This window comes from Candidatus Pelagibacter sp. HIMB1517 (genome assembly GCF_052047895.1).
In the GTDB taxonomy this organism is placed as follows: domain Bacteria; phylum Pseudomonadota; class Alphaproteobacteria; order Pelagibacterales; family Pelagibacteraceae; genus HIMB114.
The window spans coordinates 71,256-91,437 of sequence record NZ_JBNAIW010000005.1 but is presented as its reverse complement, the minus strand read 5'-3'; the positions used below and the strand labels follow the sequence as shown (position 1 = coordinate 91,437).

The following is a 20,182-nucleotide window of genomic DNA, read 5'->3' as shown; positions in this document are numbered from 1 at the left end:
ATTATTTTTTAAATGATTTTAACAATAGTGCTAAGAAAATAATTGTACCACCAATAAAAACTCCAATAGATGGATTTTCATTAACAAATATCCATGCCCACAAAGGTCCAGCAATAGCTTCAGAGAAAGCAAATATGCCAACTTTTGCAGACTCTGTGGTTCTTGAACCAAGAGTTAAACAAATAAATCCTGGTGCATATTGTAAAGATCCAAATAAAAAAGCTAAAAAGAAATCATGAGATGTCATCATTAAATTGTTGCTCATCATTGCCCCAACAACCATACAAAAAACTCCAGATAGAGCGACTGCAGGAACCATATCTGTATGCTGATATTTTCTTATAATCATGACAATACTTGTAAAACAAATTGGAGTTATAAAAGCAAAAGCATTACCAAGCATTGTGCCGTTTGAAATTTTGGTTCCAATCATGATGTAGATTCCAATTGATGCCATCAAAATTGCAATACCAGTAGTTAAATTAATTTTTTCTTTGAGAATAAAGTATCCAGCAACTGCCAACATAAAAGTTTGAGTGCTGATAATAAATAAAACATTAGCAACCGTTGTATGCTTCATGGCAAACATATAAGCACCGCTACCTGTTGCATATAATGCTGCACAAAAAATACCAATGATACCAACGTTTTTAAATTTATTAATCACATTATTTTTTGATGAAAAAAATAAAAAAATAAGAACGGCAGGCGTGAAGAAAAAAGATCTCCAAAAATAAATTGTCCATACGTCTTGGTTTTCAAAGAGTTTAAATAAAGCTCCACCAGAACTTAGGAATAATCCTCCAAGGGATACCAACAAAAAACCTGGAATTTTATAATTGGATAACATGTTTGATTAGTTTAATACTAACTTTATGAAACTTGGTTTTATTGGAACAGGAACTATTACAACGGCAGTCATTGAGGGCTTACTTAAGTCAAAAGCAAGGCTTGGGCAAATTAATATTTCTTTACGTTCAAAAAAAAACTCATCAAAATTAAGACGTAAATCAAAAAAGATTAGAGTTTTTAATAAAAATCAAGAAATCATTGATCAATCCTCAATTGTTTTCGTCAGCCTATTACCAAAAGTGGCAAGTAAAGAGCTATCAAAACTTAAATTTAAAAAGGGTCAGATCGTTGTGAGCTTTGTCTCAACTATAAATTTAAAAACTTTAAAAAAATTATGCAAACCTGTTACAAAAATTGTAAAAGCTGCACCTCTACCTATTGCAGAGGATGGGCTTAGCCCAACTATTATTTACCCAAATCACAAAATTGTAAAAAGTTTGTTTGAACTTATTGGAACTGTTGTGGTTGCTAAAAATGAAAATCAAAATAATCACCTTTGGGTGATGTCATCTTTTATGGCAACCTATGTATCTATTATAAAAACATTAAAAAAATATTTACAAAAAAACAAAGTTCAAAAACAAGATGCAAATAAGTATCTTAATACATTTTTAACTGGCATGTTATTTGAAATGAACAACCAAAACTTTGATTTAGATAAGTCAGTTAAACTACTCCAAACAAAAGGTGGAATTAATGAGGAGCTTTTAAAAAGATTAGAAAAAGATAAGTTTTTTAAAAAAATGGAAAATAATTTTAACAAAATTTATTTAAGACTAAAAAAAGCAAACGATAAATAGGAGAGCATATGTTTAGTGAAGTTGAAGGAAATTGTAAAACCCCGGACCAAGAAACTCAAAGTTACAGATTAAACCATACCATGATCAGAGTGAAAGACCCTGTAAAGTCAGTTGATTTTTATACAAGAATTATGGGAATGAAATTGTTAAGAAAAATTGATTTTCCAGCAGCAAAGTTTTCTTTGTATTTCCTAGGTAGCTTTGATGAAAAGGAAGTGAAAGATATTCCTGAAACCGATGATGAAAGAAGAGCATGGGTGCTTGGTCAAAAATCAATTTTAGAACTTACTCATAACTACGGTACAGAAGATGATAAAGATTTTGCTTATCATGATGGAAATAAAGATCCTAGGGGCTTTGGCCACATAGCTTTTCGTGTTCCTAATGTGCAAAAAGCATGTGAACGTTTTGAAAAACTTGGAGTTACATTTCAAAAAAAGCCTGAAGATGGACGTATGAGTAATATTGCATTTATCAAAGATCCAGATGGATACTGGATTGAAATTGTTTAATGCAAATTATTGAAGTTAAAAACGCTATTAAACTATTAAAAAACCTAAAACAAAATATTGCTTTTTTAGATATCAGAGAAAGAAAGCAATACGTACAGGGATTTGCATTTGGAACTATCAATTGTCCTTTATCTAAATTTAAAACCATAATTAAAGATTTATTACCCGATCAATCTACCGCTATATTATTTATAGGTATTAAAAATTCAGTTCAGGCTAAAAAAGTTGGAAGAATAACTAAATCTTTAAATTATAAAAATGTTTTTCAAATTGAAGGTGATTATAAAAAATGGAAAAAAGAAAAGTTACCAGTTTGGGCTGGGGAATACACATTTTCAAAAGCATTTGGTGAGTGGATTGAAATTACTTCAGAAGTTAAAAATCTATTCCCAAAACAACTCAAAAAAATTCATCAAAAACCTCACAATTACTTACAAATCGATGCACGACCAAAAAAAGAATTTGAAAAATTTACACTCCCAAACTCAGTACAATGTTCAGGAGGTGAGCTTCCTTGCTTTATTAATAACCAAACTAATTTAAAAAAGGATTATATCGTTCACTGCGCAGGAAGAACACGAAGTATTGTTGCTTATCAAACACTAAAGGATTTTAATTTTAAAAATAAAAAATATGTACTCAATGGAGGTACACAAAACTGGGTTTTAAATGGATATGACAGAGATTTTAAAAATAAATCAAAAATCAAATCTACAAAACTAAACTTTAAATCAGATTTAAATCTTGCAAACAAAATCGCAAGAAAATTTAATATTCCAAAATCATCACAAAAAAATAAAAATCATAGCTGTCACTACTTTCAATTAAATTCTGAAATTAAAAATTTTAAAAAAATAAAAGGATGGAAACAGGTAAACGCAACAACCTTAGTTCAGAATACAGACAAGTTTATTGCATCAACCAAAACTAAAATATTTATATTCTCTAATATCCCAACCTCTGCTGTCTTTGCTACGATTTGGTTAAGACGAATGGGATATGATGCAATTTGGCAAATTAAAAATCCAAGATCATTTAAAAAAAGTTATTCGATTACAAAACCTGATCCAACGTATTTCTTTCCAAAAAGACATCTTGGAAACAAATCACATTCAAGAGGTTATTTAAATTGGGAGCATTCTCTTATCCCAACGATAAGAAAGTGGGGTTGTAAGCAACCTTGGGTATCTGCAAATCAAAAAAATCTAAGAGATATTAAGCATACGATTTATAAAGTTTACAAAAACTTTTAATTAAGGATATAAAATTTCTTTAGACCACGCCTGCCCTATTCGGCTATAGCACAACCTTTGATGTAATCTGTTTTTTACATCTTTCCAAAATTCTATTTTATAAGGCGTTAGTGCCCAGCCTGACCAGTGCGCTGGTCTTGGGACATTGTTTTCATCAGGGTATTTTTCTTTAAATTCTTTAATTTTATTTTCAAACTCATCACGGTGTTTCATCACTTCAGATTGAGATGATGCCCAAGCTCCAATACGACTGCCATATGGTCTTGAATTATAATATTCATCAGCTGTTTTGCTATCAACAAGCTCAACGGATCCTTGAATGCGAATTTGTCTGAGTAATGATTTCCAATGGAAACACATCGAAGCCTTTGGGTTTCCTTTTAAATCCTTACTCTTTTTACTCTCTAAATTTGTGTAAAAAATAAAACTGGTATCCGTTAAACCTTTTAACAATACTACTCTGTTATCGGGTTGACCTGCACTGTCTACAGTTGCAACGTTCACTGCATTGGGATCATTAGGTTCAGATTTTTTTGCTTCTTCCATCCATGCTTTGAATAGATCAAATGGATTTTCTTCATTTAAAAAAGCTGGATCTAGTCCTAATTTTTCATTCATAATTAAGCCAAATTAACCTATATAATACCCTTATGTCATTCAATACTTTTGGGAAATTATTTAGATTTACGACATGGGGTGAATCTCATGGTCCTGCGCTTGGTTGTGTGGTTGATGGATGTCCTCCAAATATCCCTTTAAAAGATACTGATATTCAAAAAGAACTTAATCGAAGAAAACCTGGACAATCTAAATTTGTAACGCAAAGAAAAGAAAGTGATACCGTGCATATTTTATCTGGTGTTTTTGAAGGCAAAACTACAGGAACACCTATTTCACTTGTGATTTACAATGAAGATCAAAAATCAAAAGACTATGGTGATATCAAAGATAAATTCAGACCAGGTCATGCTGACTTTACTTATTTTAAAAAATATGGAATTCGAGATTACCGAGGTGGAGGAAGATCATCTGCCAGAGAAACTGCCGCGCGAGTTGCAGTAGGTGCAATTGCGAGAAAAGTTTTAGAACAAAAACTTGGAAAAAAATTTAATATTGTTGGAGCAGTGACGCAAGTGGGTCCCGTTTTTTCAAATCCAGAAAATTGGGATGATAAACAAATTAGCAAGAACCCGTTCTTTGCTGCTGATAAAGATGTTGTTTCTATTTATGAACATTACCTCATGGATATTAGAAAATCTGGAAGTTCATGTGGCGCAATGATTGAACTCAGAGCAAGAGGTATTCCTGTTGGTCTTGGTGCTCCTATTTATTCAAAACTTGATGCAGATATTGCAGCAGGTTTGATGAGTATTAATGCAGTAAAATCTGTAAACATTGGTGCGGGAAGTGAAGTAGCATCATTATCAGGTGAATTAAATTCAGATGAAATGAGAGCATCTGGTAAACAAGTAAAATTTAAATCTAATAAAGCTGGTGGAATTTTAGGTGGGATTTCATCTGGACAAGAAATCATATGTTCATTTGCAGTAAAACCTACCTCATCTATTTTAAACACGAGAGAGACTGTAAATAAAAAAGGAAAGAATACAAAAATTTCTGTAAGAGGAAGACATGATCCTTGTGTTGGAATTCGAGCCGTTCCAATTGGTGAAGCGATGCTAGCATGTATTTTGTTAGATCATTATCTGATGCATAAAGCACAATGTGGAAAATAAGTGATCCCACTCAAAGACGATAATCCAACATCCTCAACCCCAATCATAACTTACTTTTTAATTGGAGCATGTATTGTTATTTTTTTATTAGAACTTTCATCTCCTAATTATGATAGTGGAGCAATATTTTATTCCTGGGGATTTATCCCTGCATCCTTTTTTCATAATTTTGAAGTTCCAAGTGAAGTTTACCGAGTTACACCTATGGCAACATTGTTTACCTCAATGTTTATGCATGGAGGGTTCATGCATCTTATTGGCAACATGCTTTATATGTGGATCTTTGCAGATAATATTGAAGATGAACTTGGAAAAACTAAGTTTATAATTTTTTACCTCTTATCAGGTATAGCTGCAACTTTAACACAAGGCTATATGAATACAGAGTCTACTATTCCTATGGTTGGCGCAAGTGGTGCCATTGGAGGAATACTTGGAGCTTACATTGTTAATCATCCCAAAGCCAAAGTGCTCGTTTTAATCCCTCTTGGGTTCTTCTCCCAGATCATAAAGATCCCAGCAATTTTTGTTCTAGGTTTTTGGTTTGTTCTTCAGTTCATCAGTTCAGCTGCGACAAGTAGTACAGGTGGTGGTGTTGCTTACGGTGCTCACATTGGTGGTTTTATCTTTGGAGCTATCGCAATTCTCTTCTTCAATCGAGGAGTGAGAGGAAAACCTGCTCGAGCAAAAAAAGTTTCAAAAAAAATCAAAAATCCTTGCGATCAAGCCTAACCCAATCTGACAAATAAAAACCCTAAATTGGGTGTGGATAATATTGTGTTGGAAATGTGTTTTGGGTTTAATGGAATTCTATGAAATTTTTCAAATGTCCTTGCTGCTCAAAACTACATTTTACTACAGTAAATGGAATAACATTTGAAAATGACTTCATAACGCTTCAGGATTTTACCATTAAGAAAAAGTTAAAGTGTGAAAAATGTCAAAATAACCTAGCTATTTTAATCCATAATAAAAGAAGCGAGACTAAGATTATATGGGAAGAATATTACAAAGTTTACGATGATGGCTTTAAAAAACAACAAGAGCTTCAATCGAAAAAAGAAGAGATTTTAAAAATTGAAAGTGAAAATGATAAACAAAAACAATTAGAAAATGTTTTAAAGGAAATTAGAGATCTTCAAAACGAAGTAAATATTAAACAATCAAAACTTAGAATAAAAGCTAGAATTATATCTCCAGAAGCTTCACTTGGAATGAGTGAAAGACTATCAAGTAGTTAATTTTTTCTCAAAATCTTTTTAGCAATCGTCTCTGCAATTAACATCACTGGTGCATTGGTATTTCCCGATGTAATTGATGGCATAACAGATGCATCAATCACTCTTAATTTTGAAATTCCTCTTAGTCTGCACTCAGAGTCTAATACGGTCATTGGATCTTTTGCATTTCCATTAATATCAACTTCACCCATCGCGCATGTTCCTACAGGATGAAAAATAGTCGTTCCAAGATCACGAGCTGCATTTTGAAGTTCTGATTCAGAATTTAAATTTGGACCAGGTAACATTTCCTCGGGAGCAAAAGGTTTTAAAGCATTGCTTTTCATAATTGATCTTGTTTTTTTTAATCCACTTACCGCAACATCAAGGTCTTCTTGCGTTGATAAATAGTTGCACATGATTTTTGGGTATTCAAGTGGATCAGAACTTTTTGCATGAATGTAACCTCGTGATGTTGGTCTTAAATTGCAAACACTAGGTGTGATTGCGTTAAAAGGATGTAAGTCATCTCCAAATTTTGGAAGTGATAAAGGTTGTACATGCCATTCAAGATTTGCACTTTGTTGGCTTTCGTCACTTTTAGTAAAAGCTCCTAATGTTGATGGTGGCATCGTCAATGGTCCAGTTCTAAAAAATAAATATTCTAATCCCATCATCATTCTTGAAAATATATTTTTATACATTGTGTTAACTGTTTTGCAGTTTGATACTTTATAAACAGTTCTAATTTGTAAATGATCTTGTAAGTTTTCTCCAACGCCAGGTAATTCATGAACATGTTCAACATTAATTTTATTTATTAAATCTTTTGACCCTATTCCTGATACTTGTAAAAGATGTGGAGTGCTTACTGCACCAGAAGATAAAATGACTTGTTCTTTAGCTGTTACATTTAATTTTTGTTTTTGATTTACAACCTCTAAACCATAAGTTTCAATTTTAGAATTAGCCCAAGCTCTCTCGTTATATTTTTGATTTTGTTTAGTCTCATCAGTTTTCTGTCTTGTTAAAACTTTTAAAACTTGAGTCTTGGTCATAATGGTTAAGTTTTTTCTATTTTGAATAGGTTTTAAAAAAGAGTCTGACATTGACCAACGGACACCTTTTTTTTGGTTCATGTGAAAATAAGCACACCCTTCATTATCCCCTCGATTAAACTCTTCAATTTTTGGAATACCATTTTCATCAGCAGCATCTCTCCATGCATCTAATATTGGCCAACTTACTCTTGGATATTCAACTCTAATCTCACCCTTAGTTCCGTGCCACTCATTTTCACCACCAAAATAATTTTCTATCGATTTATAAGTCTCTAAAGCACTTCCCCAATTCCACGTTGAATCATTAGTTGCTTGGTTCCATAAATCATAATCACTCTTTTGACCTCTCATATAAATCATAGCGTTAATAGAAGAGCATCCACCTAAAACCCGTCCCCTTGCATAATGAATAGATCTTCCATTTAAGCCAGGATCGGGCTCTGTTTTAAAGCACCAATCAGTCCTTGGATTTGCAATGGTATATAAATATCCAACTGGAATTTTGATCCATATCCAATCATCCTGACCACCGGCTTCTACAAGAAGTACTCTGTGATTTGGATCCGCTGATAAACGGTTAGCTAATAAACAACCCGCACTACCTGCTCCTACAATAATAGTATCAAATTCTAGGGTTTTTTGTTCCACGGCAGTTTTTTAAATATTTTAAATTTATATTCCACAGGCGTATTGAGGCAGTAACTTACTCACATTTTACTTTATTATTTAATCAAATGTTCTCGTTTTGATTCTGTTTTGATTCCAATTTGATTCAAAAATACAACCTCAGAAGGTGTTGTTAATAACTCTTAGGAACATCAACCTTTCTTAACATAATGATACCAGCTAACACTAAAACCGTAATCGATAAGAAACCAAAGTCTAGACTGGTAAAATAAGTAATTGTTCCAACCATAATTGGACCAAGAATTGCTGTTGATCTAGATGCCAAAGTGAATAGTCCAAAACCTTGGCCAAGATTACTTTGGCTTACAAAACTTGTCATAAAAACACGGCTTGCACTTTGAAGTATGCCAAAGAAAAAAGCTCCAATTTGAAATATAATAATAAAGACTGTTCTTTCCTGGAAAGATACAAGTCCAATTATCGCAAATAAAACAACATATAAAGAATATTGTATTAATAATTTACTTCCAATTTTATCATTCAATAATCCACCAACAAATGTTCCTATAGCTTGGATGAAGGATGTGATGATGACGAGTTGAAAAATTTCTTTAACAGTTAAACCTAAAACTTTTACCACAAATATTGAAAAAGAAATTTGTATTGCAATAATTGCATCAGCATAGAATAATCTTGCGATCAAAAAGTTTCCAAGATTAGTTATTTTGTTTTCATGATAAACTAAACTTAATAAAGGCTGAACATCTTCTTTTTTTGTAACAGGTCTAGGCTCTGTAAACTGAATGAAGGCAAATATTGGGATAGAAAAAATTAAAAACCAAATAGCCACTGCAACCGGCACAATTCTAATATGTTCAAATTGAGATTTATCTAAATTTAAAAAAGTTTGTTCTGGTAAAATAAATAAATTTATTAACAAAAGTAATAATGGAATGATTGCAATAAATCCTAGGGAAAAACCTAATCCTGATACAAAACCTCGATTATTTTTTTCAGAAAAATCAAATAAGTATGAGTTATAAAACATTTGGCATAACTCATAAAAAAAATTAGCAATAAAAAAAATAGCTAAGCATTTAAAAATATTCCCGGTACCAGGAGCACAGCTCCATAGAAAAAAAGTTGAAAAAATACAAAGTAAAGTTGTGATATAAAAAAAATTTCTTCTTCCACCTTTAATTTGATCACTAAATGATCCTAATTTAATTCCAACAATAGAAACAACAATTGCACACAGTCCAACCGTCCATTGCCAATAGGCAGAGCCAATCTGTGGGTCACCAACAATTTGATTAGCAAAGTAAGGTGAAAAAATAAGACTGATAATTAATACTTGAAAGGGTGAGTTGGCTACATCAAATAGCCCATAAATATATTTTTTCATAAAAAAATTATATTTTTTCTTTTATAAACTCTTCAACTAATCCCGTTCTATTCATTTGTCTTATCAAAGCTTTGAAAGATTTGAGTGTTTTGTCTGCGAATGGAGAATGATTTTTTAAAAAGTCAGGACCTAATATGATCCCATCAATTTTAGATTTTGCTAATATCTTTCTCTTAACTAAGTTTTCAATTTTTCTTCTTGTAGTCTCCTCAGGCATTTCTAAAACATTTGAGATGCTGTTAATTCCTAATTTACGACCTCGTGTTTTAAAAAAACCTTCTGAACGAGTTTGCTCAACATCTGACTTTAACTTATCTAATCTTGCAATAGGTTCTTCTCTAATTTTATTAGACTCATAAATTGCGTGCTGCATGACTACAGCAATGATCATAAATGTATCAAAATCTAATTTATAATCTACTTTGACTCTACGATAATAATCTGTCAAAAAAACTAGAAAAGCATAAGATGCAATTGACAAGTCACTATTGGGTTGATCGACTTGATCTTTCATTAACTGTTTACCAGTTAATTTATTAATCGCAGAACTCATAAATTCTCCCTCTCTCTAAAAGCTTTGAAACACTTAAACTTAAAATGAGATTTTACTACTCAAAATGGGCAATTTAAACCTAAAATGGGTTTCAAGTATTTTTAGAATTTGTAACCAATACTACCAACTAAGAAGTCTTGGTTTTGAGAGTCTAAAGTTGAGGAAATTGGACCTTTTCCCATATTATCTACATATTTTACAGAAAGCTCTAAACGCTTTGTTACATCCATATCAAATCTAATTGATTTAACTCCACGTAAATTCACACCCTCAGCATATCCAAGTTTTAAATGAACAGGATAATCAGAAATACTTGTAAGGTTTTTTTTATTATATCTTAAATCAAACACTCTTTGAGAATGTCTTACCCCAGCTAAAACCGCACCATTCGATAACTCTTCTCTATAATCAGCACTTATAAATACATCTTTTGAAAAATATTGTTGGACAACAATACCTAGATGAGAATTGTCAACTTGTTTTGCCGGATTTTCATCATGCCAAAGTATTTTTCCATACGGATAAAATATAGTGCCTCTTCTCTTATATAATAATCCTAATCTTTGGTTAAACTCGGTATTCATTGTTTCATCACCAGAAGTCGTGTCATTATAATTGATAACGTTATTAAAACTCTTAATCGATAGGTTATCTGTTAAAGGATAAGTAAAATGTAAATCTAAAGCAGGTCCTGGTCTTGTATCATCGTAACGTGTTCCAAGATCATCAACCAGAGTTGTAAAGTACCTAACTCGTCCATCAACTTTTAATTTAGTAATATCTGCTAATAAATCAGTTTTGAAAATTAAAAATGCTAGAAAAAAAGTTATAATTTTTTTCATATTGATTATTTTATAATCTTTATTCCATCTTTATTAAAAAAAACGTTCTCAATTTTTTCTACAATTTGTTTGGTATTAAGACCTGCTATGTCATACATTTTTTCAGGCGTATCTTGATCGATAAATATATCTGGCAAAGTCATTGATCTAAATTTCAAACCTTTATCAAAAAAACCTTTTTCAGCTAATAAATGTGAGACATGAGAACCAAAGCCACCAATTGATCCTTCTTCAATCGTAATCATCATTTCATGTTCTCTTGCACATCTTAAAATTAAATCTTGATCAAGCGGTTTTGCAAATCTTGCATCAACAATGGTGGTAGTAATTCCTTTTGGATCAAGTTGTTTAGCAGCTGTTTTGCATTCTTCCAATCTTGTTCCAAAATTTAAAATGCAAACAGTGGACCCTTCTTGTATCACTCTGCCTTTCCCAATTTCAATGGTCTCATTAATATCAGGCAGTTCTAGTCCAACACCGTTCCCTCTTGGATATCTAAATGCACACGGTGCATCATTAATTTCAACTGAGGTATTAATCATTCTTACAAGCTCTGCCTCATCACTTGCCGCCATCACAATAAAGTTTGGAAGTGTTGATAGGTATGTAATATCAAATGCCCCTGCATGTGTTGGACCATCTGCTCCAACTAATCCTGCACGGTCAATTGCAAATCGAACTGGAAGTTTTTGAATAGCCACATCATGAACCACTTGATCGTAAGCACGTTGCAAGAATGTAGAATAAATTGCTGCATAAGGTTTATACCCTTCTGTTGCAAGTCCTGCAGCAAAAGTCACCGCGTGTTGCTCAGCAATCCCTACATCAAAAGATCTTTTTGGAAATTTGTTTTGAAAAATATTTACTCCAGTTCCAGATGGCATTGCCGCGGTTACAGTTACAATCTTGCTATCCTTTTCAGCATGCTTTGTTAAAGTTTCTCCAAAGACTGAAGTGTATGATGGAATATTTGATTTTGATTTAGACTGTTCACCTGTTTCAACATTAAACTTAGTTACCCCGTGATATCTATCTTTTGAGTCTTCTGCTGGCTTATAGCCTTTTCCTTTTTCTGTAATAGCATGAATTAAAAAAGGCCCTTCATGTTTAGAATTTTTAACGTTTTCTAGAACAGGCAATAGATGATCAAAGTTATGACCATCAACAGTACCCACATAAAAGAAACCCATTTCTTCAAACAAAGTCCCCCCAACTGCAAGTCCTCTAAGATATTCCTCAGCTTGACCAATGCTTTTCTTTAAAGATTTTGGAAACTTATTTGATAGTTTTTTAAAGAACTCTCTAAAACCAATATATTTATTCCCAGATAATAATTTTGCCAGGTATGAACTCATCGCTCCGACTGGTGGTGCAATCGACATATCATTGTCATTTAAAATCACGATTAACCTTGAATCCATGGATCCAGCGTTATTCATTGCCTCATAAGCCATACCCGCGCTCATGGCTCCATCACCAATGACCGAGATAATATTATTTGTTTTACCATCTAAATCTCTAGCCACAGACATTCCAAGTCCTGCAGATATAGAAGTTGAACTATGTGCGGTTCCAAAAGGATCATATTCACTTTCAGATCTTTTGGTAAACCCTGATAACCCGCCTCCTTGTCTTAATGTTCGTATACGATCACGTCTTCCTGTTATAATTTTATGAGGATAGGCTTGATGCCCAACATCCCAGATCAATCTATCTTTTGGAGTATCAAATACATAATGAATGGCTAAAGTAAGTTCAACAACACCAAGTCCTGCTCCAAGATGACCTCCTGTTACAGACACAGCGTCAATCATCTCTTCTCTCAATTCTTTTGCTAGTGTTGTAAGATCTTTTTTATCAAAAGAACGAAGGTCATGAGGATAATTAATTTTATCCAGCAATGGAGTTTTTGACATGTGTATATTTTAACTGATTAGAAAATTATTGGAATAAATAAAAAAAAAGGCCCGCCGAAGCGGGCCTTAATTTAAGCTCTAAGCCTTATTACTTCGCTGATGCAGGAGTAAGTGACTTAGCTGTATGCCAGATCACTAAACCAAAGATCAACTTGTTAATAAAGTCTGCTAGGTTGTAAATGATGTTTAACGAAACTTCATCCGCTGAACCAGTCATATAACCAAATAGGTAACCTAATGGATATACCGCCCAACCGATAGTAACGATCCACTTACAGAATTCGAAACAGCTCGCAGCAGCGCCTTTTAATTTTTTCGCTTCTTGACCTGCTTCACCTGCAAATACTTCATAAAGGATGTAGATCCATCCAGCCATACCAATGATGAAACCTAAGTTGATGCCGATGTAACCAGCTTCTCCTAAGTAACCACCTACTAGCATGATTAAAGTACCGATTAATAGTCTCCAGAAAATACCACCAGAAACTTTTTTAACTGCTGATAAGATGAAGTAGAACTCAATCATCAATAACGGCACAGTTAGTAACCAGTCGATATATCTAAATACAGTTGGTGAAGTACCAGTTGTTACCCAAACGTCTCTCATGTACATGTAGTGCACGAATGCAATACCAGTAACTAGACCAGATAACGTAACTGAAGTTCTCCAAGATGCTTTTACTGAATTTCTTTCGATGAAAAAGAAAACAGTAGCTGCTAACATAGTCATTGAAATCAACCAGAAAGTAACTCCAGTGAAGTCATTTGACTGTAGTATTACGTTTTTCATATTTCTCCTTTTTGTTTAAACAAAAAAAAGCGAAACCATTAGGAGTCGCTTTTAGATGCGGCAATTTATACTCAAATTTGCGTTCATTAAAACCCTTAAAAAACATTAATTTCCACAAAAAGACGCTTTTTTCCTGAAAAAATGCAACTTTTAATATACTTTTTAGATAGTTCAAAATGAGTGAAGTTAAAAAAATTGCAGTCATAGGATCTGGTTTTGGTGGCATTGCTGCAGCATTAAGACTGAAAGCAAAAGGTCATGAAGTTACTTTAATTGAAAAACAAAATGATCTTGGTGGACGTGCAAGAGTGTTTAAAAAAGATGGCTACACTTTTGATGCTGGACCCACTGTTATCACTGCACCACAATTAATTTATGAACTTTTCGAACTGTTTGATAAAAAATATCAAGACTATGTAAACATCGTTCCTCTCAAAATTTGGTATCAATTCATATTTGATGACCTATCTAAATTAAATTATGGTGAAGATTTAGACCAACTGTTACAAGATATAGAAAAAATTGATCCAAATGACAAAAAAGGATTTGAAAAGTTATTAATTGAGTCTGAAAAAATATTTAATATTGGATTTTTAAAATTAGCAGACAAACCTTTTCACAAAGTGTGGTTTATGCTCAAACAAATTCCAGCATTACTTAAACTAAAAAGTTATAATTCAGTTTTTACTTTCATATCTTCGTTTATTAAAAATGAAAAACTCAGAAAAGCATTTACTATTCATCCGTTACTAGTTGGTGGCAACCCTTACAGTACGACTTCAATTTATGCATTGATCTTGTTTCTAGAGAGAAAATGGGGAGTTCATTATTCCATGGGAGGTACTGGAAATATTATTAGTGCATTTGAGAAATTAATGAATGAAGTGGGTGTAAAAATTATTAAAGGACAAGAAATTGTAAAAATAAATCATGAAAATAGAAAAGTTAAAAATATAGTCTTAAAGAATAATGATGTTTTAGAAATTCATAGTGTTGTCTGTAATGCTGATCCACCTAAAGTTTACGATGAACTAATACATCCAAAAATTAATAATAAATTATTTAATTTAAAGACTGATCGGTTGAAATATTCAATGGGATTATATGTTTATTATTTTGGAACAAAAAAGAAATATGAAAATATTGAACACCACACAATTTACCTTGGAAAATCCCACAAACAATTATTAGACAAAATCTTTTATACCAAAACGCTTGATGATGATTTTAGTTATTACCTACACCGACCTTCAGCAACCGATCAAAGCATGGCGCCAGCTGGAAAAGATTGTTTTTATGTCTTGGTGCCAGTTCCCAATAATCAATCTCAAATAAACTGGGAACAAGAAGGCGAAGCTTTTAAAGATAAAGTGATAAGAAAACTAGAACAAACTTGTATGCCAGAACTATCTAAACATGTTGAAGCAGAAATTTTTGTTACTCCAGATTATTTTGAAAAAGAATTAAATACCAAATACGGATCTGGTTTTTCAATTGAACCTGTATTTACACAATCAGCATACTTTAGGTTTCATAACAAATCTGAAATATTAGATAATCTATATTTTGTAGGAGCGGGTGCACATCCAGGAGCTGGTATTCCAGGAGTATTATCTTCTGCTAAAGTTTTAGATCACCTTGATATTTAAATAATGAATAATACTGCTCAAGATATTTTAAAAAAACATGCAAAGTCTTTTTATTTTGCAGGGTTATTACTTGATAAAAAAACACTTAATGATGCAGCAATTTTATATGCTTTTTGCAGACAACTTGATGATGCGGCTGATGAGGAAGATCAACAAACTAAGCTTAATGATTTAATTACAGATTATAAAAAAGAAGATCCAGAAGACCTAATTAATAAGGAATTTAAAAAGTTACAAAGGACATATCAGTTAAATCAAAAATTTATTGATGATTTAATTACAGGTGTCTCATCAGACATCAATTTTAAGCAACCTAAAAATTTAAGTGAGTTAATAAAATACAGTTATCAAGTTGCTGGGACTGTTGGAGGTTTGATGGCAAAGATCCTTGGTGCAAATGATCATAATGCTTGGAAATTTGCTGTAGATCTTGGAATTGGAATGCAAATTACAAATATATCCAGAGATATTAAAGAAGATGCACAAAACGGCAGAATTTATATTCCAGAAGATATGCTGCCAAATAATTTTAAGCCAACTGACATTACTGATGGGTCAAATGATGGATTAATTTTTAATATAACAAAACAATTACTTGAAATTGCTGAAACATATTATCAAAGTGGCTTTGAAGGTATTTATTATATACCTAGAAAAAATAAGTTTAGTATTTTAATTGCTGGAGTACTCTATAACTCTATTGGTAAAAAAATTATCAAAAACAAAACGCTTTTTTTGAAACAACGAATTTACTTAAATACTTTTGAAAAACTTTTAATCTTAATAGCAAATGTATTTACAAAATATAAATCAAAAGAACCTGTTCATTTAACCCATCAGCTTCATTCAAATTATTTCTAAATATGATTTATGATATTGCAATTATTGGAGCAGGATGTGCAGGATTATCTCTTGCCCATCAAATTTCTAAAACTAATCAGAATAAAAAAGTTCTCATTGTAGATTCTAAAACTGAATTTCAAAATGATCGTACATGGTCTTTTTGGAAAACAGATGATCATGACTTTGAGGATTGTTTAGAAAAACAATGGTCTAATTTTGAAGTGAAAAACAAAGAGCAAATAAAAATATTTAACCAAACAAAATATCCCTATCAAACGATTAATAGTTTAAAATTTTATGAAAAAATTAAAAATAATTTAAATGATAAATTTGTTCTCAAATTAGGATTTCAAATTAATGACATTCAAAAAACTTCAGAAGTTTTTCAGATTAAAAATAATAACGAAGTTATAGAAAGTAAATTAATCTTTGATAGCCGTGTACCAGAAATTAAAATTGGAAATCTTTATCAACATTTTTATGGCCTTACTATTGAAACAGATCAAAATGCTTTTGATGAAAATAAATTAACTTTAATGGACTTTAAACAAAAAGAACAAGGTGTTCATTTTTTTTATATTCTACCATTTAAAAGTAATCTGGCTTTAATTGAGACAACCTGGCTATCAAAATTAAATGGATTAAATAAAGATAAGTATGTTGATGAAATTCATCAGTACATTCAAAATGATCTTGGCATCAATCAATTTAATATTATTCGTGAAGAAATCGGTGCAATTCCAATGTTTAGAAGATCCTCAAAAAATGAAACGGGTTATTATGATATCGGTATCAGAGGAAACATAAATCGTATGAGTACAGGGTATGCATTCCCATACATACAAGCACATTCTAAAATCATTGCCAATGCTTTAGATCAATTAAGTTTCAAAAGACCAATTTCAGCTAAATATGAATTTTTAGATCAATTGTTTGTTAAAGTATTAAAGAGCCACACAAATCAAATGCCTGATATATTTTTTAGACTTTTTGATCAAAATAATCAGGAAAGCGTAATTAGATTTTTATCTAGTGAAGGAAGCTGGTTAGATGATATGAAAATTATATCTAAGATGCCAAAACTATTATTTTTAAAAAATTTATTTAATTAGTCATATGCCATTAAACAAAATTCAAAATATATTACTTATTATATTCTCTATATTTGGATCCCTTTCATACGTATTATTTACCAATAACTTCATTCAGGATGATTTAACCCTGCTATTTTTTTGTTTCTTTTTAATTCTTGTGCTTGGAGTATCGCATGGTGCACTGGATCATATTCGTGGCAAAAGAATTTTGGAGCCAAAATTTAATAAAGCATGGTCCATCTTATTTTTTCCCGGATATATTATTTTAGGTTTAATCGTCATTATTAGCTGGGTTACCTTTCCACCAGTAACCTTATTATTATTTTTAATAACTGCTGGTTATCATTTTGGAGAAGAGGATCTTAGTTTTTTCAAAGAGGATAATGGCATTATCTTTACGTTAGTAAGTTTTTTAAAAGGTTTTTTGATTATTACATTGTCCTTTCATTATAGTTTTGAAAACACGTCATTATTTTTTGAATATTTAATGGTTCCACAAAATTATTATGAGGCACTCATTCCTTTAAAATCTATTTTATTCTCGGTTAATTTAATATGTTTGGTTGCCGGTTTAATTTATTTATTTAAAGATAGTATTAATCACCTCGTATTAACCTTACTTGAAGTTTTGTTAATCACTTTAACATTTGTCTATTTACCTCTCATCCTTGCCTTTTCACTTTACTTTTGCTTTCTTCATTCTTCTAAACACATTATTGGACTTGCAAGAGAACTGGATAAGCAGGATATAAAAAATGGATTAAAGCTATTTTCTGTTAAAGCGGTCCCCTTAACATGCATTACGGCACTAGCTGCAATATTATTTGTCTTTTTATTAAGTGAAAAACTTGATGAAAATATCATTAAAACGATTTTTATTGGTTTGGCTTCACTTACACTTCCTCATATATTATTAGAAATTTTAGATAAAAAATAATGAGTGAAGATTTAGATATATTGCTTTGTGCTCCAAGAGGTTTTTGTGCTGGAGTTGACCGTGCCGTTGAGATTGTAGAAAAAAGTTTGCAAAAGTTTGGTGCACCAGTTTATGTAAGACATGAAATCGTTCACAATAAACATGTTGTTCAAAATTTAGAAAATAAAGGAGTCATCTTTGTTGATGAGCTTGATGAAATTGAAGATAAAACAAGACCAGTGATTTTTTCAGCCCATGGAGTTTCAAAAAAAGTTTATGAAGATGCTGAAATAAAAAATATTCAGTTTATTGACGCAACATGTCCATTAGTTTCAAAAGTACACCGAGAAGCAGAGTTACTAAATAAACAAGGTTACCAAATTATTCTTATTGGTCACAAAAATCACCCTGAAGTGATTGGAACTATGGGTCAGTTACCAGCAGGGGAAGTTACATTAATAGAAAATATTGAAGACATAAAAAACATCAAACTTAACAAAGAAAAAATAGCTTATATTACTCAAACAACACTATCCGTTGATGACACGAAAGATATTATTGATGCTCTAAAAATAGAATTTCCAAATATTAAAGAGCCTATTAAAAGTGATATTTGTTACGCAACAACTAATAGACAAGCAGCGGTTAAAAATATTGCAGCAAAATGTGATGTCTTTTTTGTTGTAGGAAGTCAGCAATCTTCAAATTCAAAAAGACTCGTTGAAGTAGCTAAAAAAAATGGAAGCAAAGAAAGTTATCTTGTTCACCAAGAATTTAAATTACCTATTGATCTTATAAAAAAATCAAAGTGTATAGGAGTTTCATCTGGTGCATCTGCGCCTGAAGTATTAGTTGATCGACTAATAGATCAAATCAAAGAAATCAGAAATATTAAAGTTCAAGATGTAGAAATTATTAAAGAAAACGTTGAGTTTAAACTTCCAAGAGAACTTAGAGAAAATTAATTTTTTCTCTCAATAATAAAATTAATACAATTTAATAATTCATCAGTTTGAGAAAAAGAACTTAATTGATTTGTAATTTCAGATTTTAAATCAGCAATAAGTGCTTTGGTTTTTTCTTCTCCTAAATGAACAATTAAAGTATTTTTTCCTTTACTCTCATCTTGTTGAGTGGGTTTACCTAAAGTTTCAGATTTTCCATACTTATCTAAAAAATCATCTGCAATTTGAAATAATAAACCTATTTTAATTCCAAGATCTCTAAATGTTTTTGCTAATTCGTTTTTATGAGAAAGTAATGGTGCAACTTCTGTACAAAAACCCATGAGTGCTCCAGTTTTTTTATTTTGCATATCAATAATAGTCTCTTTATCAACTTCGCTTTTTTTTAAACTTAAATCAAAAAATTGTCCTCCTGCAATTCCAAGATGTCCAGATGAAGATGATAAAGCATGAATGATTTTGACTTTAATATCTTCCTCAATTTCAAACTTTGGATCAGAGATCATTTCAAATGCCAAGGTTAACAAAGAGCTTCCAGCTAAAATTGCAGTGTACTCACCATACGCTTTATGCGTACTTTCTTTTCCTCTTCTAAAATCATCATTGTCCATCGAGGGTAAATCATCATGAATTAAAGAGTAACTGTGAACACACTCTACTGCTGCAGCAATTGGAATATATTTTTTTTCATCAATATCAAAAATTTTACACGCAGACTGAACAAGATAAGATCTAATCATCTTGCCTCCAGAGAATAATCCGTATTCCATAGCTTCGTATAATTTATTATCTGCAGATTGGTTCTTGAAATAACTTTTAAGAAAAGCATTAACCTTATCTGCAGTAAGCTTTAGCTCTTGCTGAAAATTAGACATGAATTGTTATTTTTTTTTTCTTACAAATGGTTTTTCTGTAACATTGCCATTTTTATCAATTTCGATTTGATCAATTTTCATGTTTGCTTCTTTTAATTTTTGATCGCAATGTTTTTTTAACTGAATGCCACGTTGATATTTTTCAATAGATTCTTCTAGCTCAATTGACCCATTTTCTAAATCAGAAACAATTGTCTCAAGTTCAGCCATTGCCTTTTCAAAGGACATTTTTTCAATATCAGCGTATTTGTTTGCTTTATTCATTTATAGATT

The 20,182-nt window shown here is 31.5% G+C and carries 21 protein-coding genes; 11 read left to right on the top strand and 10 right to left on the bottom strand.

Annotation, left to right across the window (positions count from 1 at the left end; translation table 11 throughout):
- Nucleotide 1 precedes the first annotated feature (1 nt).
- The gene (locus ACTTAT_RS03600) at nucleotides 2-850 is read right to left on the bottom strand and encodes a DMT family transporter (protein ID WP_440679705.1); all 849 of its coding nucleotides are present in this window, start codon (nucleotides 848-850) and stop codon (nucleotides 2-4) included.
- A 25-nt stretch (nucleotides 851-875) separates the two neighbouring features.
- On the opposite strand from ACTTAT_RS03600, the gene ACTTAT_RS03595 reads away from it, so the two are divergent.
- From ACTTAT_RS03595 to ACTTAT_RS03585, 3 genes are read left to right on the top strand one after another with little or no spacing between them, the layout of a single operon-like run.
- A complete protein-coding gene (locus ACTTAT_RS03595; RefSeq protein ID WP_440679704.1) occupies nucleotides 876-1,652 on the top strand; it encodes an NAD(P)-binding domain-containing protein in 777 nt (258 codons plus the stop codon).
- Nucleotides 1,653-1,660: 8 nt separating this feature from the next.
- Nucleotides 1,661-2,164 carry a lactoylglutathione lyase gene (gloA, locus tag ACTTAT_RS03590; protein WP_440679703.1) on the top strand — a complete coding sequence of 168 codons (504 nt, stop codon included), beginning with the start codon at nucleotides 1,661-1,663 and terminating at the stop codon, nucleotides 2,162-2,164.
- Nucleotides 2,164-3,417 carry a rhodanese-like domain-containing protein gene (locus ACTTAT_RS03585; RefSeq protein WP_440679702.1) on the top strand — a complete coding sequence of 418 codons (1,254 nt, stop codon included), beginning with the start codon at nucleotides 2,164-2,166 and terminating at the stop codon, nucleotides 3,415-3,417. The genes gloA and ACTTAT_RS03585 overlap by 1 nt, the downstream gene beginning before the upstream one ends.
- On the opposite strand, the gene pdxH is transcribed toward ACTTAT_RS03585, so the two are convergent.
- Nucleotides 3,418-4,035, bottom strand: a complete 618-nt coding sequence (gene pdxH / locus ACTTAT_RS03580) for a pyridoxamine 5'-phosphate oxidase (RefSeq protein WP_440679701.1) — start codon at nucleotides 4,033-4,035, stop codon at nucleotides 3,418-3,420.
- Nucleotides 4,036-4,067: 32 nt separating this feature from the next.
- On the opposite strand from pdxH, the gene aroC reads away from it, so the two are divergent.
- The 3 genes from aroC to ACTTAT_RS03565 all read left to right on the top strand — a co-directional run bounded on the left by aroC (nucleotide 4,068) and on the right by ACTTAT_RS03565 (nucleotide 6,394).
- Nucleotides 4,068-5,153, top strand: coding sequence for a chorismate synthase (gene aroC, locus ACTTAT_RS03575; RefSeq protein WP_440679700.1), 1,086 nt, complete (start codon nucleotides 4,068-4,070; stop codon nucleotides 5,151-5,153).
- Nucleotides 5,154-5,885 carry a rhomboid family intramembrane serine protease gene (locus ACTTAT_RS03570; protein WP_440679699.1) on the top strand — a complete coding sequence of 244 codons (732 nt, stop codon included), beginning with the start codon at nucleotides 5,154-5,156 and terminating at the stop codon, nucleotides 5,883-5,885.
- An 80-nt stretch (nucleotides 5,886-5,965) separates the two neighbouring features.
- Complete coding sequence (locus ACTTAT_RS03565; RefSeq protein WP_440679698.1) at nucleotides 5,966-6,394, top strand: hypothetical protein; 429 nt, start codon at nucleotides 5,966-5,968, stop codon at nucleotides 6,392-6,394.
- Here ACTTAT_RS03565 and ACTTAT_RS03560 read toward each other — a convergent pair.
- The 6 genes from ACTTAT_RS03560 to ACTTAT_RS03535 all read right to left on the bottom strand — a co-directional run bounded on the left by ACTTAT_RS03560 (nucleotide 6,391) and on the right by ACTTAT_RS03535 (nucleotide 13,567).
- Entirely contained in the window at nucleotides 6,391-8,082 is a 1,692-nt protein-coding gene (locus tag ACTTAT_RS03560; protein WP_440679697.1) for a GMC family oxidoreductase, read from the bottom strand. The two genes, ACTTAT_RS03565 and ACTTAT_RS03560, sit on opposite strands and share 4 nt — an antisense overlap.
- A gap of 151 nt (nucleotides 8,083-8,233) precedes the next feature.
- On the bottom strand, nucleotides 8,234-9,466 hold the full coding sequence (locus ACTTAT_RS03555; protein WP_440679696.1) for an MFS transporter: 1,233 nt from the start codon (nucleotides 9,464-9,466) through the stop codon (nucleotides 8,234-8,236).
- A 7-nt stretch (nucleotides 9,467-9,473) separates the two neighbouring features.
- Entirely contained in the window at nucleotides 9,474-10,019 is a 546-nt protein-coding gene (locus ACTTAT_RS03550; RefSeq protein WP_440679695.1) for a hypothetical protein, read from the bottom strand.
- Nucleotides 10,020-10,120: 101 nt separating this feature from the next.
- Nucleotides 10,121-10,861, bottom strand: coding sequence for a hypothetical protein (locus ACTTAT_RS03545; protein ID WP_440679694.1), 741 nt, complete (start codon nucleotides 10,859-10,861; stop codon nucleotides 10,121-10,123).
- Nucleotides 10,862-10,866: 5 nt separating this feature from the next.
- Nucleotides 10,867-12,777, bottom strand: coding sequence for a 1-deoxy-D-xylulose-5-phosphate synthase (gene dxs, locus ACTTAT_RS03540; RefSeq protein ID WP_440679693.1), 1,911 nt, complete (start codon nucleotides 12,775-12,777; stop codon nucleotides 10,867-10,869).
- A gap of 88 nt (nucleotides 12,778-12,865) precedes the next feature.
- Nucleotides 12,866-13,567 (bottom strand): bacteriorhodopsin-like, encoded by a 702-nt coding sequence (locus ACTTAT_RS03535; RefSeq protein WP_440679692.1) that lies wholly within the window; start codon nucleotides 13,565-13,567, stop codon nucleotides 12,866-12,868.
- Between the two features lie 176 nt (nucleotides 13,568-13,743).
- Here ACTTAT_RS03535 and crtI point away from each other — a divergent pair, with 176 nt between their 5' ends.
- The 5 genes from crtI to ispH are packed head-to-tail and all read left to right on the top strand — an operon-like array spanning nucleotide 13,744 to nucleotide 19,034.
- Complete coding sequence (gene crtI / locus ACTTAT_RS03530) at nucleotides 13,744-15,216, top strand: phytoene desaturase family protein (RefSeq protein ID WP_440679691.1); 1,473 nt, start codon at nucleotides 13,744-13,746, stop codon at nucleotides 15,214-15,216.
- Nucleotides 15,217-15,219: 3 nt separating this feature from the next.
- Entirely contained in the window at nucleotides 15,220-16,077 is an 858-nt protein-coding gene (locus ACTTAT_RS03525) for a phytoene/squalene synthase family protein (protein WP_440679690.1), read from the top strand.
- A gap of 2 nt (nucleotides 16,078-16,079) precedes the next feature.
- Nucleotides 16,080-17,171, top strand: a complete 1,092-nt coding sequence (locus ACTTAT_RS03520; protein WP_440679689.1) for a lycopene cyclase family protein — start codon at nucleotides 16,080-16,082, stop codon at nucleotides 17,169-17,171.
- Nucleotides 17,172-17,175: 4 nt separating this feature from the next.
- Nucleotides 17,176-18,090: a Brp/Blh family beta-carotene 15,15'-dioxygenase gene (locus ACTTAT_RS03515; RefSeq protein ID WP_440679688.1), complete on the top strand. Its 915-nt coding sequence runs from the start codon at nucleotides 17,176-17,178 to the stop codon at nucleotides 18,088-18,090.
- Nucleotides 18,090-19,034, top strand: coding sequence for a 4-hydroxy-3-methylbut-2-enyl diphosphate reductase (gene ispH, locus ACTTAT_RS03510; RefSeq protein ID WP_440679686.1), 945 nt, complete (start codon nucleotides 18,090-18,092; stop codon nucleotides 19,032-19,034). The genes ACTTAT_RS03515 and ispH overlap by 1 nt, the downstream gene beginning before the upstream one ends.
- Here ispH and ACTTAT_RS03505 read toward each other — a convergent pair.
- Both ACTTAT_RS03505 and ACTTAT_RS03500 read right to left on the bottom strand, forming a co-directional pair.
- Complete coding sequence (locus tag ACTTAT_RS03505; RefSeq protein WP_440679685.1) at nucleotides 19,031-19,909, bottom strand: polyprenyl synthetase family protein; 879 nt, start codon at nucleotides 19,907-19,909, stop codon at nucleotides 19,031-19,033. The two genes, ispH and ACTTAT_RS03505, sit on opposite strands and share 4 nt — an antisense overlap.
- Before the next feature lie 6 nt (nucleotides 19,910-19,915).
- Entirely contained in the window at nucleotides 19,916-20,173 is a 258-nt protein-coding gene (locus ACTTAT_RS03500) for an exodeoxyribonuclease VII small subunit (RefSeq protein WP_009360478.1), read from the bottom strand.
- Nucleotides 20,174-20,182: the final 9 nt, after the last annotated feature.

Bases quoted from the DNA above. Each gene is read 5' to 3' on its own strand.
- ACTTAT_RS03600 (WP_440679705.1), bottom strand. From the start codon at position 850: ATGTTATCCAATTATAAAATTCCAGGTTTTTTGTTGGTATCCCTTGGA.
- ACTTAT_RS03595 (WP_440679704.1), top strand. From the start codon at position 876: ATGAAACTTGGTTTTATTGGAACAGGAACTATTACAACGGCAGTCATT.
- gloA (WP_440679703.1), top strand. From the start codon at position 1,661: ATGTTTAGTGAAGTTGAAGGAAATTGTAAAACCCCGGACCAAGAAACT.
- ACTTAT_RS03585 (WP_440679702.1), top strand. From the start codon at position 2,164: ATGCAAATTATTGAAGTTAAAAACGCTATTAAACTATTAAAAAACCTA.
- pdxH (WP_440679701.1), bottom strand. From the start codon at position 4,035: ATGAATGAAAAATTAGGACTAGATCCAGCTTTTTTAAATGAAGAAAAT.
- aroC (WP_440679700.1), top strand. From the start codon at position 4,068: ATGTCATTCAATACTTTTGGGAAATTATTTAGATTTACGACATGGGGT.
- ACTTAT_RS03565 (WP_440679698.1), top strand. From the start codon at position 5,966: ATGAAATTTTTCAAATGTCCTTGCTGCTCAAAACTACATTTTACTACA.
- ACTTAT_RS03555 (WP_440679696.1), bottom strand. From the start codon at position 9,466: ATGAAAAAATATATTTATGGGCTATTTGATGTAGCCAACTCACCCTTT.
- ACTTAT_RS03550 (WP_440679695.1), bottom strand. From the start codon at position 10,019: ATGAGTTCTGCGATTAATAAATTAACTGGTAAACAGTTAATGAAAGAT.
- ACTTAT_RS03545 (WP_440679694.1), bottom strand. From the start codon at position 10,861: ATGAAAAAAATTATAACTTTTTTTCTAGCATTTTTAATTTTCAAAACT.
- dxs (WP_440679693.1), bottom strand. From the start codon at position 12,777: ATGTCAAAAACTCCATTGCTGGATAAAATTAATTATCCTCATGACCTT.
- ACTTAT_RS03535 (WP_440679692.1), bottom strand. From the start codon at position 13,567: ATGAAAAACGTAATACTACAGTCAAATGACTTCACTGGAGTTACTTTC.
- crtI (WP_440679691.1), top strand. From the start codon at position 13,744: ATGAGTGAAGTTAAAAAAATTGCAGTCATAGGATCTGGTTTTGGTGGC.
- ACTTAT_RS03525 (WP_440679690.1), top strand. From the start codon at position 15,220: ATGAATAATACTGCTCAAGATATTTTAAAAAAACATGCAAAGTCTTTT.
- ACTTAT_RS03520 (WP_440679689.1), top strand. From the start codon at position 16,080: ATGATTTATGATATTGCAATTATTGGAGCAGGATGTGCAGGATTATCT.
- ACTTAT_RS03515 (WP_440679688.1), top strand. From the start codon at position 17,176: ATGCCATTAAACAAAATTCAAAATATATTACTTATTATATTCTCTATA.
- ispH (WP_440679686.1), top strand. From the start codon at position 18,090: ATGAGTGAAGATTTAGATATATTGCTTTGTGCTCCAAGAGGTTTTTGT.
- ACTTAT_RS03505 (WP_440679685.1), bottom strand. From the start codon at position 19,909: ATGTCTAATTTTCAGCAAGAGCTAAAGCTTACTGCAGATAAGGTTAAT.
- ACTTAT_RS03500 (WP_009360478.1), bottom strand. From the start codon at position 20,173: ATGAATAAAGCAAACAAATACGCTGATATTGAAAAAATGTCCTTTGAA.